Here is a 17605-nt window from a genome sequence, read left to right as displayed (position 1 = left end):
AGATGAGAGCATTAGGTATAATTTTAGCAGGTGGTAATAGCAACAAGATGGGCGAATTATCAGCAAAGAGAGCTGTTGCAGCTATGCCTATTACTGGCGGTTACAGAGCTATTGATTTTGCCCTTTCGAATATGACAAATTCCCATATCCAGAAGGTAGCGGTATTTACACAGTACAATACCAGATCTCTGAACGAACATCTGAATTCCAGCAAATGGTGGGATTTCGGAAGAAAACAGGGTGGTCTCTATATATTCACACCAACCATTACATCAGAGAATAGCTACTGGTATAAAGGTACAGCAGATGCCCTTTATCAGAACATTAATTTCCTGAAGGAAAGTCATGAGCCATATGTAGTTATTGCATCCGGTGATGGTATCTACAAGCTGGATTATGGTAAGGTTCTGGAAGAGCACATCAGCAAAGGCGCAGATATTACAGTTGTATGTAAGGATCTCGAACCTGGAGAAGATGATGTGAACCGTTTCGGTGTAGTACAGATGGATGCGGACAACCGTATCGTAGATTTCGAGGAGAAGCCACTGGTTGCAGGTAACAATACGATCTCAACCGGTATCTATGTGATCAGAAGAAGACAGCTCATCGAATTACTGGAAACCTGTGCAAATGAAGGCAGAACTGATTTTGTAAGAGATATTCTTGTAAGATATAAGAATGTAAAGAAGATTTATGGATATAAGATGGATACTTACTGGAGAAACATCGGAACCAAGGAGTCTTACTATAAGACAAACATGGATTTCCTGAACAGAGATGTAAGAAACTATTTCTTCAAGCAGCATCCTGACATCTACTCCAAGGTGGAGGATCTTCCACCAGCAAAGTATAATGGGGAAGCGGTTGTGAATAACAGCCTGGTAGCAAGTGGATGTATCATAAATGGTACTGTAGAAAATTCAGTATTATTTAAGAAGGTATACATTGGCAACAACTGTGTGATCAGAAATTCTATCATTCTGAACGATGTACACATTGGGGATAATTGTGTAATCGAAAACTGTATTGTAGAAAGTAGAGATACGATCCGTGCAAATACAGTTCATCAGGGTAGCCCGGATGACATCAAGGTTATCGTGGAGAAGAATTTCAGATACGCATTGTAGCAGATAAGAAAGACAAGGGGGTACACACGATGCAGGTGACCGATATCAGAGTCAGGGGTGTTGAAAAAGAAGGTAAGATGAAAGCCGTCGTTTCGATCACAATTGATAATGAATTTGTAGTTCATGATATCAAAGTGATCCAGGGTGATAAGGGATTGTTTATTGCGATGCCTAGCCGGAAAGCAGCAGATGGTGAGTACAGAGATATCGCACATCCAATCAATACTGAGACAAGAGAACGTCTGCAGCGGATGATACTTGAGAAATATCAGGAATCACTGGAAGCTTAAGACGTGAAACGGAGCCAGCCACTGTAGATGCAGTGGCTGGCTTTAGTGTTAGTATTGGTATTTATATATGATATAGATCTATAACAAGGGGAGAGAAGATTTATGGAAATAAATAGAGTAATGATATTGTTTTCGGGTTGTTTTTTGATTGTTTGGTCTACTTTCAAATGGAAGATTCCAAATGTGATTTGGAACGCTAAATTAACCAAGGTATGTTCTGTGGCTTTGGGATTGTATAATATTATTTTAGCAATTTGTTATGAAAAAGATTTAAACATTGCTTTATTCATTGTAGACTTTATTCTCTATATTTTATTGGATGTAGGTTTTTTAATAGTTAAGTTAAAAAAAGATAAAAAGGGAAAAATAAAGAATCTTCAACTGGGAATTTGCTCCATTTTTGTTATTTTGGCTATGATTATGGTATGTTTTAATTTGAATGAGATTTATGCCAGCATAATGATTTTAGCTGGTGTGATGATGGGAATATCTGTTCCTTTTCAGAAAAATGAACTTTGATTAAATGGACCATTAAAGAAAGTCGTAGTGGAGTCCAATATATGGGCTATGAATTTAATTTGAGAGGAGATTATATTTATGAAATGTTTATCATGTGGTAAGGAAGAATTTGATGAATGTACGAAATATTTCCACCATATGGTTGAAAATGGAATAGGGATAAAGTAAAATTAGCTGTGGTAATCTCATATTTTATTTGGAGGATAATAGGACAATGCTGAAAGCCATCATCCTTGCAGCAGGCAAGGGAACAAGAATGAAATCTGAAAAGCCAAAGGTTGTACATGAGGTGCTTGGGAACCGATGGTATACTATTCGATAGAAGCGGCAAGAGCTGCCGGATGTGATAAAGTCTGTGTGATCGTTGGATACAAGGCAGAAGAAGTAGAAAAAAGTATTAAAGATACTTATGCGAAGCTTGATAAGACAGAAGAAATGCAGGATGTAGTAGCTATGCACTACAGACCGAACAGCTTGGAACCGGTCATGCAGTTAAGTGTGCTTCTGATTTTATCGGCACGGAGGGAGATGTTGTTGTCCTTTGCGGAGATACACCACTTGTAACCGGTAAGACATTAGAGCAGGCGATCAAGAAGCATGTTGCAGCAGGAAATGGTGTTACGGTTATCTCAGCGATGCTTTCAGATCCATTTGGATACGGAAGAATTATCCGTGATGAGAAAGGCTTATCAAAGATTGTAGAACAGAAGGATGCAACCGAGGAAGAACAGGCAGTTAAAGAAGTGAATTCCGGTATGTATATTTTCAAATGTGATGCATTACTGGCAGCACTTTCACAGATTACAAATGATAATGCACAGGGTGAATATTATCTGCCGGACACCATTGAGATCATCAAGAAAATGGGACTTCCGGTCGATGCGGCAGCCATGGAGGATGCAGATCAGATCAAGGGTGTCAATACACTGGAACAGCTTGCAGAAGCAGAAGAGATAATGAGGTCAAGATAAGATGAAACTGATAGTAGGACTTGGAAATCCGGGAACCAAATATGCGGGAACCAGACATAATGTAGGATTTTCCGTAATCGTAGGACTTGCAGATAAATATAATATAGAATTAAGTGAAAAGAAGCATAAAGCGATCTATGGCAGGGGCATGATAGAAGGAGAGAAAGTGATCCTTGCAATGCCGCAGACATTTATGAATCTGAGTGGAGAAAGTGTCCGGGAACTGGTCGATTATTACAAATGCGATCCATCCGATGTGATCGTTGCTTATGATGATATCGATCTGGCAGTCGGCAAGCTTCGGATCCGTGAAAAGGGAAGTGCCGGCGGACATAATGGAATGAAGAATATCATTTCGCATCTGGGAACACAGGAATTTGTCCGTGTCCGTGTCGGAATCGGAAAGAAACCGGATCGTATGGATCTTGCAGATTATGTATTATCCAGATTCGGAAAAGATGAACTTCCGGAGATCAAGGCAGGCTGTGATAATGCCTGTGATGCGATCGCATTGATCTTAAAAGACAGTGCGGCAGCAGCAATGAATAAATATAATTAACTGAAAGACTAAATGTGTTGATCGGAACAGGTCGTATACGGGGTGAAGCCATGCATACGATCAGACAGGTATAAATAATCAGAAAATAAAAAAGAAAGGGAGCCAGGCTGTATCAGCCTGGCATTTGGCGTCGATATGAAGGCAATCAATGAGCCTGTAAAACATACCGAAAATTATATACAGATAAAGGACTGGTTAAAACAGCAGGATGGCATCGTCAATATATCCGGAAATGACGGAACAGATCGTGTGTATCTGATGCATGCATTTTCATCCGATGCACATGTGAGACTGGTCGTAACCTACAGCGAACAGAGAATGGAACAGTTATACGAGGACTTCCGTTTCTATGATAAAGCGGTGTATATGTATCCGTCGAAAGATATTTTATTTTACAGCTCAGATATCCATGGAAATTCTATCACCAGACGGCGGATGGATATATTCAGACGACTGATCGAGGGAGAAGCCTGTACGATCATTCTGACAGTGGATGCGTTATTTGATAAGATGCCGGATCTGTCCTACATTAAGAAAAACGTTGTGACGATCCGCGAGGCGGAAGAACTGGATGTTGAAGCGCTTAAGAAACGACTGGTGGAACTGGGGTATGAAAAGGCTGATAGTGTAGACGGTGTCGGACAGTTTGCGGTGCGTGGTGGTATCATTGATATTTTCCCTCTGACAGAGGAATGTCCATATCGTATCGATATGTGGGATACGGAGGTCGATACGATCCGGAGCTTTGATGTAGAGAGCCAGCGGTCGATCGAGCAGGTACAGGAGATCCAGATCTATCCGGCAAGTGAGATGGTGTTGTCTGATTGCAGGACGGCACAGGGGATCCGTAAGCTGGAGCAGGAATTCAAACCATATTATGAGAAGCTGCGGAAAGAGTTCAAGACAGAGGAAGCTGCCCGCTTAAAGAAGCAGATCGGAGAGATCAAAGAGCAGTTGACGGAGTTTCATGGGATGGCAGGAGTCGACAGTTATGTAGAGTATTTCTACAGTAAGACCGTATCACTGTTAGACTGCTTCCATACAAAAAATACAGTTGTTTTATTAGATGAAACCTCGAGAATATCAGATTATGCGGATAACTATATGGCAACCTTCCTTGAGAGCATGGAGAGCCGTCTGGAGGGTGGCTATATCCTTCCGGGTATGATGAACATTTTATTTACTTATCCGGCAATCGTGCAGAAGATGCAGGCGTTTCAGACGCTCGCATTTTCTATTCTGTATCATGAGGATCGGTATTTTACGATCCGGCATGATGTAACTTACGACAGCCGAGTGGTTAATTCCTACAGGAATAATTTTGAAGCGTTGATTGCGGATATCGGAAAATGGCGAGAGAAGAATTACCGTATCATATTTATCTCACCATCGACGACCAGAGCAAAACGCATGGTTGAGAATCTGACCAGCCATGATGTGGCGTGCTTCTATTCAGAGGATACCGACCGTGTTCTTTCTGAGAAAGAGGTAATGGTTACGACAGGAAGACTTCGGGCAGGATTTGAGTTCCCGGAGCTGAAGCTGGTTGTGATAAATGAAGGCGATGTCTTTACTGCACGGAGCAGTATGAAGAAAAAGAAGAACCAGAAGCCTCGGTATTCCGGTGAAGTGATCAAGGATTTCTCTGATATCAGCGTGGGTGACTGTGTGATTCATGAACGCTATGGTGTTGGTATCTATGGCGGTATCGAGAAGGTCGAAGTGGACGGTGTCTTAAAAGATTATGTAACGATCAATTATGCAGAGGGCGGAAAGCTCTATGTGCTGGCCTCTGAGGTAGACTGTATTCAGAAATACAGTGATAAAGAGGGCAGACGGCCGAAGATCAACAAGCTCGGCAGCAAGGACTGGGAGAAGACCAGAAGCCGGGTAAAAGGTCATGTTGCAACGATCGCAAAGGAACTGGTGAACCTGTATGCGAAACGACAGGCATCACAGGGCTTTTGCTATTCGAAGGATACGATCTGGCAGCAGGAATTTGAGGAAATGTTCCCGTACGAGGAAACGGATGACCAGAAGAAAGCAATCGCAGAGACAAAGGCAGACATGGAGAGCAGCAAGATTATGGATCGTCTGATCTGTGGTGATGTGGGCTTTGGTAAGACAGAGGTTGCGATCCGTGCGGCATTTAAGGCGGTATACGATGGCAGACAGGTTGCATATCTTGTGCCTACTACGATCCTTGCACAGCAGCATTATAATACATTCAAAGAACGTATGAAGGAATTCCCGGTCGAGATCCGGCTGTTATGCCGTTTCTGTACACCGAAGGAGGTACGGGAGACGATCGCCGATTTGAAGGCCGGAAAGGTGGATATCGTGATCGGAACACATCGGCTGTTGTCCAAGGATGTGGCATTTAAGCAGCTTGGTCTGCTGATCATAGACGAGGAGCAGCGGTTTGGTGTAACACATAAGGAAAAAATCAAGCAGATGAAGACAAATGTAGACGTTCTGACCTTGACAGCGACTCCTATTCCTCGTACACTTCATATGAGCTTGATCGGTATCCGGGATATGAGTGTTCTGGAAGAAGCACCAGTGGACAGACGGGCGATCCAGACCTATGTCATGGAGCTTGATCCCGAACTTGTCAAAGAAGCGATCAAGCGTGAGCTGGCGCGGGATGGTCAGGTATATTATGTATATAACCGGGTAAATAATATAGAGATGGTCACATCGGAGATCGCATCCCTTGTACCGGATGCAGTCGTTGAGTATGCGCATGGCCAGATGCATGAACGACAGCTGGAGGACATCATGTACCGGTTTATCAATCATGAGATTGATGTGCTGGTTACTACGACGATCATCGAGACAGGCTTGGATATTCCGAATGCAAATACCATGATCATTCATGATGCAGATACATTTGGCTTATCCCAGTTGTATCAGCTCCGCGGCCGTGTCGGTCGTTCAGATCGGAATGCATATGCATTTCTGATGTACCGTCGGGATAAACTTATTAAGGAAACTGCGGAAAAGAGACTGAAAGCGATCCGGGAATTTACCGATCTTGGTTCTGGAATCAAGGTGTCCATGAAGGATCTGGAGATCCGCGGCGCGGGAAATATCTTAGGCGAGGATCAGTCCGGTCATATGGAAGCAGTTGGTTATGATCTGTACTGTAAGATGTTAAATGATGCGATCCGTCAGGAGATGGGCGAGAAGGTTGAAGAACGGTTTGAGACAACCGTACAGCTTCCGGTGGATGCTTATATACCGGCTGAATATGTCAAGAATGAATTCATTAAGCTGGATCTGTATAAGAGGATATCTCATATCGCATCGGATGATGATTACGATGATATTATTGACGAATTAAACGACAGATTTGGAGAGATACCGACAGAGGTTCTGAACCTGCTTGATGTATCTTTATTAAAGGCAAAGGCAAATTGTGCCTATATAACCAGCATTATGCTGGCGGGGGCGGAGCTGCGGTTTTCGATGTTTAAACAGGCGAAGATCGACACAGCAAAGATTGATTCGTTATTAGATAAATACAGAGGAAGCATGAAATTTGTGATCGGCAATAGTCCGTCTTTTGTGCTTAAGATGAAGACGATCACAGAGAAAGAAATCTGGAAGCAGGCGAGAGCGGTTGTAGCCGATATCGCGGAACTTGCAGAAGAATAAAAGATGATCAGTATACCGAAAACGGTAATATTTGCAGGATGATGCAGATGCTGGAATCGGTGAGTTGGAAGAACAGGAGGTTGGTGGATGAAACGTAGAATTCTAAAGACTGTTTCTTTGATCTGTGCATGTGTGATGTTACTTGCACTTGTGGCGTGCGGAGAAGAAAGTCAGGATAATACAGGAAAATATATCGTATTCAAATTCGGAAATGACAACATTTATCTGGACGAGGTGTATATCTATGCACAGACGACCATTGATGAGTACGAGAAAGAATACGGCAGTAACATCTGGGGCAAAACGATCGAGACGGATGGCGGCATTGAGATGGATGTCGAGGAAATGGCAAGACGCGAAGTAATCTCCAACATTGTCCAGACCAAGGCGCTGATCGCACAGGCAGATGAATATAAGATCAGCCTGACGGCGGAAGAACAGGCGCAGGCAGAACAGGAAGCGGAAGATTTCTATAACAGTCTGACCGATGAGCAGTTGAAAGAAACCGGCATGGAAGCAGATACACCATCCCGTGTTCTTCAGGAGAATGCACTGGCAAAGAAGATTTACGATCATGTCATGAGCGACTCCTCTGCAGAGGTATCCGATGAGCAGGCAAGAATGACGACATTTTACGATATGTTCTTTGAGTGTTATTATGAGGATGATTTTGGAAATATCGTAGTATATAGTAAGGATAAGATTGCAGAACAGAAACAAAAAGCGGACGAGGCTTATACTTCAATCAAACAGCAGTTATCGGACAATCCGAACCTGAATATTACTTTCCTTGGTCACACAAATAGTCTGCAATATGCAGGAAGCCATACCATGAGTAAGGATCAGATCCTGGAAAGCTATGGACAGGAGGTTCTGGATACTTTATATGATATGCAGGATGGAGATATCTCGCAGGTTATCGAGACTGAGAATGGCTATCATATCTTCCAGATGACATATCTGACGGATGAGAAGGCAACCGCTGCGAATAAAGCGGAGTTAACAAAAGAAGCGAATGATGCCTATTTTAATAACCTTTTAACGAACTGGGTATCAAAGATTGATAAAGATTACACTTATTCCAAGAGTGTAAATACCGATGTGTATAGTATGATCACGTTTAATTAATGGGATAGAATAAAAATGTCCATGGTACATTTCGTGCCATGGACATTTTTCGCCTGTTTATTTTCTTCCGGTTGAGCCAAAGCCCCCTTCACCGCGTGCGGTATCGGATAATTCATCTACAGTATGGAAACAACCGGTAATGTATGGGGTGATAACAAGCTGAGCGATGCGTTCACCACTTTCGATTGTCTGATCAACATTAGAGTGATTGTGGAGCGCTACCATAATCTCTCCGCGGTAATCAGCATCGATAACGCCTACTTTGTTAGCAGGAGCAAGACCACGTTTACAGGCAAGACCGCTTCTTGCATAGACTAGTCCGGCATAGCCGACCGGAATCTCGATAGCCAGTCCGGTGTGGATGAACTGGGTTTCTCCGGCAGCAATCGTTACCGGCTCCTCCATGCAGGCATACAGATCTGCGCCGGCAGCAAATTCAGAACCATAAGAAGGAATTGTCGCATTTTCATTCAATTTCTTAATGTTAATATCAAATGTGGTCATTAGAAGTACCTTCCTTTCTCGTCCCATAAGACTGCTTTTTTGGCAGCTAATGATTTTGGAACATCCAATATTCTCTGATTTGTAGAACCTCTGAATCGCAGATCCAGAACTTTCTTTTCTTCAACAAATTCTCCATCGACTAAAACATCCAGATAGGACAGGAATTTGTGAGTGAAATCCCACTGGAAATACATCTTGTCCAGAACGTCTTTTTCAAAATCATAGCCGGTATAGCACCAGATCGTTTTATCCGGATAAGCAGCCTTGAACTGTTCCAGAAGTGGAAGCAGTCCCTGTTGATTGACGAATTCCAATGGTTCGCCGCCAAGCAGGGTAAGCCCTACAATATGATCCGGCTTACAGAGTTCAATGATCGTATCAATTTCTTTTTGAGTAAAAGGCTTACCTGCGTTGAAATCCCAGGTATCCTGATTAAAACAACCCTTACAGTGGTGTGTGCAGCCGGATACGAACAGAGAGGTTCGGACTCCGGTTCCATTTGCGATATCACACCGTTTGATATCCATATAATTCATAATCGTTATTTCTCCCATATAAAAAGTATGGCCCGCATTGCCCTCTACGACATGCAGACCATACAAATTGAAATTATTAATGCACTTAGTTAAAAATCGGATGTAAACTGTTCATACAAGTAAATACTTTATGCATAGCTTTAATATAAACCAATTTTTTCAATATAGCAAGTGTTTTTATAAAAATTCCGGTATATTCTGATCGTATGTGGTATATATTATTCTGTTTGTGCTACGGATGAATCACATGCATCAGACCTGAATCCTACAGGTGTAATACTCTGGAAGCCATTTCTTTAGTCTTGCCTACGTTCCAGAAGTTTTCACCGAGATAACCACATGTTCTTCTTGTAACGTTCATCTTTGCGTGGTCTTTGTTGCCACACTGCGGACATTCCCATTCACCATCTGCATTGATGATGATCTCGCCATCATAGCCGCATACATGACAGTAATCGGATTTTGTATTGAACTCAGCATACTGGATATTCTCATAAATGTAGCGGACCACTTCCGCGAGAGCATCCAGATTGTTACGCATATTTGGTATCTCGACATAGGAGATCGCACCACCGGATGAGATCGTCTGGAACTGACTCTCAAATCTGAACTTGCTGAATGCATCAATCTTCTCACGGACATCAACATGGTAGGAGTTTGTGTAGTAGCCCTTATCAGTAACATCCTTGATCGTACCGAAACGTTCTTTATCAATACGTGCAAATCTATAACATAAGCTTTCGGCTGGTGTTCCATATAAGCCGAAGCCAAGTCCGGTATCAGCCTTCCATTTATCACAGGCTGCACGCATTCTGTTCATAACCTTTAATGCAAATTCTTCACCAACCGGATCTGTATGGCTGACACCCTTCATCAGGATAGAAGTTTCATACAATCCGATGTATCCAAGCGACAGAGTAGAGTAGCCGTTGTGAAGTAATGGATCGATAACCTCACCCTTCTTTAATCGTGCGATCGCGCCATATTGCCAGTGAATCGGGCTGACATCTGAAGTTACGCCTTCCAGTGCTCTGTGACGACACATCAGGCATCATAGCATAACTGAAGTCGTTCATCTAAGAGTGACCAGAATTTATCTTCATCACCCTTTGCCAGAATACCGATCTGAGGAAGATTCAGACTGACAACACCCTGGTTGAAACGTCCTTCCCACTTATAGTTGCCATTTTCATCCTTCCAAGGAGAAAGGAAAGAACGACATCCCATGCAGGAGAAGACATTACCTTCATAGTTCTCACGCATCTTCTTAGCGGAGATGTAATCCGGATACATTCTCTTTGCGGAGCACTTGATCGCAAGTCGGGTGATGTAATCATATTTGCCGCCCTTTAAGCAGTTGTGCTCATCCAGAACGTAGATCAGCTTTGGAAATGCAGGTGTTACATAAACACCAACTTCGTTTTTAATACCCTCTAAACGCTGACGAAGGATTTCTTCTACGATCATGGCATTCTCTTCAATGTATTCATCATTTGGATCGAGATTCAGGAATAAGGTAACAAATGGAGACTGACCATTTGTAGTCATCAGAGTGTTGATCTGGTACTGGATCGTCTGAACACCGGAACGAAGCTCGTCGTTCAGCCTTTCTTTTACCAGTTCCTCTAATGTATCAGCATCTAATCTCTCGCCAAATTCTTCCTGATATAATGCTTTGTATTTATTGTAACTCTTACGCAGATATTTTCCGAGGTGACGGATATCAACGGACTGACCACCATACTGGCTGGAGGCAACGGCAGCAATGATCTGTGTAACGATCGTACACGCAACCTGAAAGCTCTTAGGCTCTCAATCAGTTTGCCGTTCATGACAGTGCCATTGTCAAGCATATCTCCGATGTTGATCAGACAACAGTTGAAAATCGGCTGTAAGAAATAATCAGCATCGTGGAAATGGATCGCACCTTCTTCATGTGCTTTTGAAATCTTTTCAGGCAGCAGAAGTCGTTTGGTAAGATCCTTTGAAACCTCACCGGCGATCAGATCTCGCTGAGTGGAAGCAACAGTTGCGTTTTTATTTGAATTCTCTTCCATAACATCTTTGTTTCTGTTCTGGATCAGGCTGAGAATGGAATCGTCAGTTGTATTTGCTTTACGGATCAGTTCACGGCTGTATCTATATATAATGTAAGTTTTGGCAAGAACGAATTTCCCTTCTGCCATAATCTTCTGCTCGATGATATCCTGGATGTCCTCGACCAGCATTCTTTTTCTGTTTTTTGCTTCGATACCGTCTATGATCTCTTCTATTTTTTCTTCAGAAATTTTTTCGCAGTCTTCGACTTCGGCATTTGCCTTCTGGATGGCAACGATAATCTTGCTGCGATCATAGGATACGGCTCGACCGTCTCTTTTGATTACCTGCATTTTTACATTCTCCTTCAAAATTGATTATCTAGATATTGAGTGCAATATTTTCTCAAACCCCAACATATTGCGTCGCGTGTGAAAAAAAGACAAAAAAATGAACGATTTAAAATCTGTGAGACTAAAAAATCGTTTGGAATATTTTGTAACTCTATGTCCCCGACAGTTACACATTATAGCATCACCATTTTGGTTTGTCTATATCAATCAGTACAAAATATTGAGAAAAAATCAAAGAAATAATACTAGATATTGTGTTGCATGGGAAAATGTGATTTACTGTTCGAGTGGTGATTGACATTATGTGAAATTGTCGGAAATTGTATCTGAAAGTATGGATACTGTCGAAGTATTGCGAACAATCAGGCATTTAACAATAACGTTGCATAGTTTGTGACATTTCTATGAATTACTTAAAATAGCTTTATTTTTAATTGGAAATGTGATATAAAGCTATGATAGGTGATACCTAATTTTATAATAATATAGAGGTAAGTACAATGAGGAAATTGAAAAAGGGACTTGCGGTTGCTCTTGCAATGGCAATGACATTATCTATGGCTGTGGGATGCGGCGATAAAAAGAATACAACCGGTAAGCTTGACAATGCAACACAAACGGATGCGACTTCATCAGACAGCAGCACAGAGGCAGCAGAAGATTTGACGATCGATGAGTATATCGAGAAATATGCAGATGGCGTTACGCTTGGAGAGTACAAAGGAATTGAATATGAATATGCACCGGAAGCGGTAACTGCAGATGATATTCAGAGCAAGGTAGATTCTTTTATTTCATCCTGCACTACTTATAATGAAGATAAGACAAGTGCAGCAAAGATGGGTGATATTGTAAATATCGACTTTGTCGGAACTGTAGATGGTAAGGAATTTGAAGGTGGTAATTCTGATGGAAATGGTTATGATCTGACATTGGGAAGCAAATCTTTTATTGATGATTTTGAAGATCAGATCGTAGGTCATAAAGCCGGAGATACATTTGATGTAAATGTAACATTCCCGGAGGATTACAGTACAACAAACACAGAACTGAATGGAAAGGATGCAGTATTTAAGACGACTGTAAACTACATTAAGATTCCGGTTGAACCAGAGTACAACGATGAACTTGTTGCCAATAATACTTCCTATAAAACAGTAGATGAATATGAAGCATCAATCAAAGCAGAACTGGAAGCAAGCAATGAGACTGCAGCACTTACTTCTGCACAGAATGTGGTTATGACAAGTGTTATTAATAAAGCACAGATCGAGAATGTACCGGAAGATGAAGTTGAAAGTCTTGCAAGCGAAATTATTGACAACCTGAAAGCTCAGGCAAGCTCCTATAATTTCGATTATGCAACATTTATCAATTACTACTATGGATACAGTGATGAGGAGTCATTTGCAGAATATGTAAAGCAGATCTGTGAAGAGTCTGTAAAGGAAAAGAAGGCTGTCTGTGCGATTGCAAAAGCAGAGAATATTACGATCGATGCAGATGAAGAAACAGCATATATTAAGAAGCTGGCAGACAATAATTCTACAACAGAGGATCAGATCAGAGAGCAGTATTCTTCTGAAGATCTGATGTATTATACACTTGCAGATAAGGTTATGACTTTCCTGCTTGATAATGGCAAGAAGGTAGAGAGTACAGAAGCTGCAACAGAAGCAACAACGGCTTCTGAAGAAACCACAGAAGTAACAACAGAGGCAAACTAAAGCGGATGTTGAAACAGGATCCTTAAAATGAGGATGATAAAATAATAAGATGAAGCCTTGAGGAGAAAGATTATATTATGAAAATGAAGAAGGTAATGACCCTTTGCCTGGCAACCGTTGTCGGCATGGGAGTGCTTAGCGGATGTGGAAGCACAAAGAGTGAATTCAAGCAGTATGCAAAATGTGCAGAGGTAAGTGATTATGATGGTGTTGAATATGTTCCGGCATCCAGAGAGGTAACACAGGATCAGATCGATGAGAAGATTGATTCATTCTGTACAGATAATAATATAGAGACAAAGGATTATGACAGTGCCATTAAAGATGGTGATGATGTCAACATCAATTATGTAGAAACGATCAATGGTCAGGAAAAGAATAAGAATGATGATGAAGCCGGAACCAGCGTTGTTATAGGCAAGGATGCATTAGCACCGGGACTTGATGATCAGATGATCGGATTAAAGCCTGGTACAGAGAAGAAAATCACGATCACATATCCGGATGATTATTCTGATACAACAGTAGCAGGAATGGAAGCTGTATTTGATGTAACGATCAATTATATCAAGATAACGACGACACCGGAATATACAGATGACCTTGTGAAGTCGGCTACGGATGGTAAATATACAACGACGGCGGATTATACCAAGTATCTGACAGATGAGCTTCAGAAGGATACAGACAAAACTGCAGACAGTACAGATCGTGCAAATGTATTAAAGGCAATCAAAGAGAAAACAACATTTAATCAGTATCCGGAAGGCGAAATTGATTCCTATGTCAAGAGTGTTATGGATAATATCGAGTCCAGTGCCTCCCAGTATGGAATCGGCGTACCAACATTCTTACAGTATTTCTATGGATATACAGATGAATCTGCATTTGTTTCCTATCTTCAGAGCACAGTTGAATCTGTAATGCAGGAGAAGATCGTTGTCAGCTCGATCGCGTTAGAAAAAAATCTGATCGCAAATGATAAAGAGACTGATGCATATAAGCAGAAGCTGATGGATGATAATGAGGTAGACGAGGATACGATCAACTCCAAATATTCAGCGAGCGATCTGAAATTCTATGCAACAGAGGAAAAGGTTCTTGATTATCTGATGGGTACAGCTGTTCAGGTAGATTCAACAGAAGCAAGTTCAGAAGATGCATCGGAAGATGGTTCCACTGAAGCAGAGAGCACAGAGTCAACAACAGAGGCAGCTTCAGAGGCAGAATAAAAAAAGTTGACGTTTTTACAAAATTTGTTTTGACAAGAAGCAGATGACGTGCTATATTAAACGAGTGCGTGAGATAAAGCACGTTCATGCAGTTGTGGCGGAATTGGCATACGCGCATGATTCAGGTTCATGTCCACTTACGTGGGTGTGGGTTCAAGTCCCATCAACTGCATTGATATAAGGAAAAGAAGTCTTAGTTTTAAGGCTTCTTTTTTCTATATACAGGTTTGACATTACAGGGAAACTGGAATATAATGTAGGATACTTGTGAGAACTTAACGGAAAACACAGATATTGTTTAGGAGGTAGTCGGCGATGGCTGAAAAGAAACAGGTAGTTACCTATACAGGACTTAAAAAAATTGAAGAAGAACTTCAGGATCTGAAGGTAAATAAACGTAGAGAGATTGCTGCCAAGATCAAGGAAGCAAGAGAGCAGGGAGACTTATCTGAGAATGCTGAGTATGATGCAGCAAAGGACGAGCAGCGTGATATCGAGGCAAGAATCGAGCAGTTAGAGGCTATCCTGAAAAATGTAGAGGTCGTTGACGAGGATGAGGTTGATACAGAGGTTGTCGGTATCGGCCGTACCGTAACAGTATATGATTATGAATTTGACGAGGAAATTGTATTCCACATTGTTGGTTCAACAGAAGCAGATATCATGAAGAATAAGATCTCTGATGAATCGCCGGTTGGTATGGCATTAAAGGGTGCGCGCGTTGGTGAAGAAGTAATAGTAGAAGCACCGGACGGAGAATTCAAATACAGAATATTAGATATCAAGAGAGCAATCTAATAAACAGAATAATCAATATAGTAGAAAGAGATTAAACAAAGATGGCAGAGAATAAGCAGAATAATCAGGCTAAGCCACAGGATGTAAATAAGCTGTTACAGGTTCGTCGTGAGAAGCTGGCAGATTTACAGGCGGCAGGCAAAGATCCATTTGAGATTACAAAGTATGATGTGACTTATCACAGTACAGATGTAAAAGAAGCATATACAGCACATGAAGCAGAGCTTCTTGCAGGCAGACAGGAGCCGGATGTAGAGGGACTGGATGATGCACAGAAGAAGGAAGTGCTGAACAACGATTATAACGAGAAAAGAGAGATCATGGATGCATCACCGATCCATGTTAGCATTGCAGGACGTATGATGTTCAAGCGCGTTATGGGTAAGGCGTCCTTCTGTAATATTCAGGATCTGAAGGGTAACATTCAGGTATATGTTGCAAGAGATCAGATCGGTGAAGAAGCTTATGCAGATTTCAAGAAATCCGATATTGGGGATATCTATGGTGTAAAGGGATGGGCATTCCGTACAAAGACAGGAGAGCTTTCTATCCATGCAGAAGAAATGACACTTTTAAGCAAGTCATTACAGATCCTTCCGGAGAAGTTCCATGGCTTAACAGATACAGATGTCAGATATCGTCAGAGATATGTAGACCTTATCATGAATCAGGAGAGCAAGGCAGTATTTATCAAGCGTTCACAGATATTAAAGGAGATCCGGAACTTCCTTGCAGGCCGTGATTTCATGGAGGTTGAGACTCCTATGCTTGTTGCAAATGCAGGTGGTGCGGCAGCAAGACCATTTGAGACACATTACAATGCATTAAATGAGGATGTAAAACTTCGTATCTCTCTGGAATTATATCTGAAGCGTCTGATCGTAGGCGGACTGGAAAGAGTTTACGAGATTGGACGAGTATTCCGTAACGAGGGTGTTGATACAAGACACAATCCGGAATTTACGCTGATGGAATTATATCAGGCATACACAGACTATGAAGGTATGATGGAACTGACAGAGTCCATGTTCCGTTATCTTGCTGAAAAGGTTTGCGGAAGCACAAAGATTTCCTATAATGGAATCGAGATTGATTTCGGTAAGCCGTTTGAGCGTCTGACCATGAATGATGCGATCAAGAAATATACCGGAATCGACTTCGATCAGGTAGAAGATGATGCAGCAGCTAAGAAGCTGGCTGATGAACACAATATTGCATATGAAGAACGTCACAAGAAGGGTGATATCATTAACCTGTTCTTTGAGGAGTTCTGTGAAGAAAAACTGATCCAGCCTACATTTATCATGGATCATCCAATCGAAATCTCACCACTGACCAAGAAGAAACCTTCTGATCCAAGTAAGGTTGAGCGTTTTGAGCTGTTTATAAACACATGGGAGATGTGTAATGCATACTCCGAGCTGAACGATCCGATCGATCAGCGTGAGCGTTTTGCAGCACAGGATGCAAATGCAGCAGCCGGTGATGATGAAGCAGAGCATACAGACGAGGATTTCTTAAATGCACTGGAGATCGGTATGCCTCCTACAGGCGGTATCGGTTATGGTATCGACCGTCTGGTTATGCTGTTGACTGATTCACAGGCAATCCGTGATGTGCTCCTCTTCCCAACTATGAAGTCTATTGATAAGTAGGAATGCAGGAAAATCAAGGGTTTCAGCACTTGGATGTACTAAAATATATAGTTGGTCAAGGGGTTTTGACCAAGATTTGACCAATTTTTGGCATAGTCAAAAAAAGATTAGTACAGGTTAGTACAGATTGCTTAGTCTGAAAAATTAAAGATTGTATTACTTAGAGGACATTTTCTAAAGAAATTTAGAAGATGTCCTTTTTTGCGTTATAGGAACAATTGAAATACCGAAAGGAGAATAGCATGGAACACACAAAGGCATATCAGGAATTTAAGAAGAATGGTAATACAAAGTTTGTAAGATATAGCGAAGGAGCAGAAATGTATCATATGGGCGTATCAAAGTTTATGCAAATGGCTAAGGATGCCAAAGCAATCTATAAGTTAGGTCAGTTAGTACTTGTGAATTTAAAAATATTTGATGAGTACCTTGAGACATTCCATATAGTTGATGATGAATTTTATAAGTAGGTGAAAAGGATGGTAACACAATTACAGCCGGATGTTAGG

The 17605-nt window shown here is 41.6% G+C and carries 14 protein-coding genes, 1 tRNA gene and 2 pseudogenes; 14 read left to right on the top strand and 3 right to left on the bottom strand.

The window, feature by feature from the left end; translation table 11 throughout:
* The first annotated feature begins 2 nt into the window (after window positions 1-2).
* From glgD to DXA07_RS04170, 8 genes and pseudogenes are all read left to right on the top strand, one after another.
* The gene (gene glgD / locus DXA07_RS04200; protein WP_117808643.1) at window positions 3-1127 is read left to right on the top strand and encodes a glucose-1-phosphate adenylyltransferase subunit GlgD; all 1125 of its coding nucleotides are present in this window, start codon (window positions 3-5) and stop codon (window positions 1125-1127) included.
* A 29-nt stretch (window positions 1128-1156) separates the two neighbouring features.
* Entirely contained in the window at window positions 1157-1417 is a 261-nt protein-coding gene (spoVG, locus tag DXA07_RS04195; protein WP_008400199.1) for a septation regulator SpoVG, read from the top strand.
* Window positions 1418-1519: 102 nt separating this feature from the next.
* On the top strand, window positions 1520-1936 hold the full coding sequence (locus DXA07_RS04190; RefSeq protein ID WP_118483486.1) for a hypothetical protein: 417 nt from the start codon (window positions 1520-1522) through the stop codon (window positions 1934-1936).
* Window positions 1937-2239: 303 nt separating this feature from the next.
* Complete coding sequence (locus DXA07_RS13955) at window positions 2240-2500, top strand: hypothetical protein (RefSeq protein ID WP_348980741.1); 261 nt, start codon at window positions 2240-2242, stop codon at window positions 2498-2500.
* Window positions 2446-2907: pseudogene (locus DXA07_RS13950) on the top strand (sugar phosphate nucleotidyltransferase); the annotation flags it as partial. The gene DXA07_RS13955 and the pseudogene DXA07_RS13950, both read left to right, overlap by 55 nt.
* Window position 2908: 1 nt before the next feature.
* A complete protein-coding gene (gene pth, locus DXA07_RS04180) occupies window positions 2909-3466 on the top strand; it encodes an aminoacyl-tRNA hydrolase (protein WP_021943169.1) in 558 nt (185 codons plus the stop codon).
* A 135-nt stretch (window positions 3467-3601) separates the two neighbouring features.
* Window positions 3602-7126, top strand: a complete 3525-nt coding sequence (gene mfd, locus DXA07_RS04175; RefSeq protein WP_118483484.1) for a transcription-repair coupling factor — start codon at window positions 3602-3604, stop codon at window positions 7124-7126.
* A gap of 87 nt (window positions 7127-7213) precedes the next feature.
* Window positions 7214-8254 (top strand): peptidylprolyl isomerase, encoded by a 1041-nt coding sequence (locus tag DXA07_RS04170; RefSeq protein WP_182429563.1) that lies wholly within the window; start codon window positions 7214-7216, stop codon window positions 8252-8254.
* A gap of 57 nt (window positions 8255-8311) precedes the next feature.
* On the opposite strand, the gene dut is transcribed toward DXA07_RS04170, so the two are convergent.
* From dut to nrdD, 3 genes and pseudogenes are all read right to left on the bottom strand, one after another.
* Window positions 8312-8758 (bottom strand): dUTP diphosphatase, encoded by a 447-nt coding sequence (gene dut, locus DXA07_RS04165; protein WP_118483482.1) that lies wholly within the window; start codon window positions 8756-8758, stop codon window positions 8312-8314.
* Window positions 8758-9294 carry an anaerobic ribonucleoside-triphosphate reductase activating protein gene (gene nrdG / locus DXA07_RS04160; protein ID WP_021943173.1) on the bottom strand — a complete coding sequence of 179 codons (537 nt, stop codon included), beginning with the start codon at window positions 9292-9294 and terminating at the stop codon, window positions 8758-8760. The genes dut and nrdG overlap by 1 nt, the downstream gene beginning before the upstream one ends.
* Before the next feature lie 265 nt (window positions 9295-9559).
* A pseudogene (gene nrdD, locus DXA07_RS04155) lies at window positions 9560-11684 on the bottom strand (anaerobic ribonucleoside-triphosphate reductase).
* Between the two features lie 500 nt (window positions 11685-12184).
* On the opposite strand from nrdD, the gene tig reads away from it, so the two are divergent.
* From tig to DXA07_RS04125, 6 genes are all read left to right on the top strand, one after another.
* Window positions 12185-13411: a trigger factor gene (tig, locus tag DXA07_RS04150; RefSeq protein ID WP_117823185.1), complete on the top strand. Its 1227-nt coding sequence runs from the start codon at window positions 12185-12187 to the stop codon at window positions 13409-13411.
* Window positions 13412-13488: 77 nt separating this feature from the next.
* Window positions 13489-14643: an FKBP-type peptidyl-prolyl cis-trans isomerase gene (locus tag DXA07_RS04145; protein ID WP_118483478.1), complete on the top strand. Its 1155-nt coding sequence runs from the start codon at window positions 13489-13491 to the stop codon at window positions 14641-14643.
* Window positions 14644-14731: 88 nt separating this feature from the next.
* Window positions 14732-14815, top strand: a tRNA-Leu gene (locus DXA07_RS04140).
* A gap of 143 nt (window positions 14816-14958) precedes the next feature.
* The gene (gene greA / locus DXA07_RS04135) at window positions 14959-15441 is read left to right on the top strand and encodes a transcription elongation factor GreA (RefSeq protein WP_117785230.1); all 483 of its coding nucleotides are present in this window, start codon (window positions 14959-14961) and stop codon (window positions 15439-15441) included.
* 41 nt (window positions 15442-15482) lie between these two features.
* A complete protein-coding gene (lysS, locus tag DXA07_RS04130; protein ID WP_118483476.1) occupies window positions 15483-17096 on the top strand; it encodes a lysine--tRNA ligase in 1614 nt (537 codons plus the stop codon).
* Window positions 17097-17338: 242 nt separating this feature from the next.
* Window positions 17339-17566 carry a DUF6462 family protein gene (locus DXA07_RS04125; protein WP_014081111.1) on the top strand — a complete coding sequence of 76 codons (228 nt, stop codon included), beginning with the start codon at window positions 17339-17341 and terminating at the stop codon, window positions 17564-17566.
* Window positions 17567-17605 lie beyond the last annotated feature (39 nt).

The sequence above is a fragment of the Clostridium sp. AM54-37XD genome (assembly GCF_003478225.1).
Lineage (GTDB): Bacteria > Bacillota > Clostridia > Lachnospirales > Lachnospiraceae > Coprococcus > Coprococcus ammoniilyticus.
Note: the sequence above shows the minus strand (reverse complement) of the source record. Positions and strands in the feature narration are given on the sequence as shown.

Excerpts from the sequence above, each read along its gene's own strand:
- glgD (WP_117808643.1), top strand. The coding sequence starts at position 3 with ATGAGAGCATTAGGTATAATTTTAGCAGGTGGTAATAGCAACAAGATG.
- spoVG (WP_008400199.1), top strand. The coding sequence starts at position 1,157 with ATGCAGGTGACCGATATCAGAGTCAGGGGTGTTGAAAAAGAAGGTAAG.
- DXA07_RS04190 (WP_118483486.1), top strand. The coding sequence starts at position 1,520 with ATGGAAATAAATAGAGTAATGATATTGTTTTCGGGTTGTTTTTTGATT.
- DXA07_RS13955 (WP_348980741.1), top strand. The coding sequence starts at position 2,240 with ATGGTATACTATTCGATAGAAGCGGCAAGAGCTGCCGGATGTGATAAA.
- pth (WP_021943169.1), top strand. The coding sequence starts at position 2,909 with ATGAAACTGATAGTAGGACTTGGAAATCCGGGAACCAAATATGCGGGA.
- mfd (WP_118483484.1), top strand. The coding sequence starts at position 3,602 with ATGAAGGCAATCAATGAGCCTGTAAAACATACCGAAAATTATATACAG.
- DXA07_RS04170 (WP_182429563.1), top strand. The coding sequence starts at position 7,214 with ATGAAACGTAGAATTCTAAAGACTGTTTCTTTGATCTGTGCATGTGTG.
- dut (WP_118483482.1), bottom strand. The coding sequence starts at position 8,758 with ATGACCACATTTGATATTAACATTAAGAAATTGAATGAAAATGCGACA.
- nrdG (WP_021943173.1), bottom strand. The coding sequence starts at position 9,294 with ATGAATTATATGGATATCAAACGGTGTGATATCGCAAATGGAACCGGA.
- tig (WP_117823185.1), top strand. The coding sequence starts at position 12,185 with ATGAGGAAATTGAAAAAGGGACTTGCGGTTGCTCTTGCAATGGCAATG.
- DXA07_RS04145 (WP_118483478.1), top strand. The coding sequence starts at position 13,489 with ATGAAAATGAAGAAGGTAATGACCCTTTGCCTGGCAACCGTTGTCGGC.
- greA (WP_117785230.1), top strand. The coding sequence starts at position 14,959 with ATGGCTGAAAAGAAACAGGTAGTTACCTATACAGGACTTAAAAAAATT.
- lysS (WP_118483476.1), top strand. The coding sequence starts at position 15,483 with ATGGCAGAGAATAAGCAGAATAATCAGGCTAAGCCACAGGATGTAAAT.
- DXA07_RS04125 (WP_014081111.1), top strand. The coding sequence starts at position 17,339 with ATGGAACACACAAAGGCATATCAGGAATTTAAGAAGAATGGTAATACA.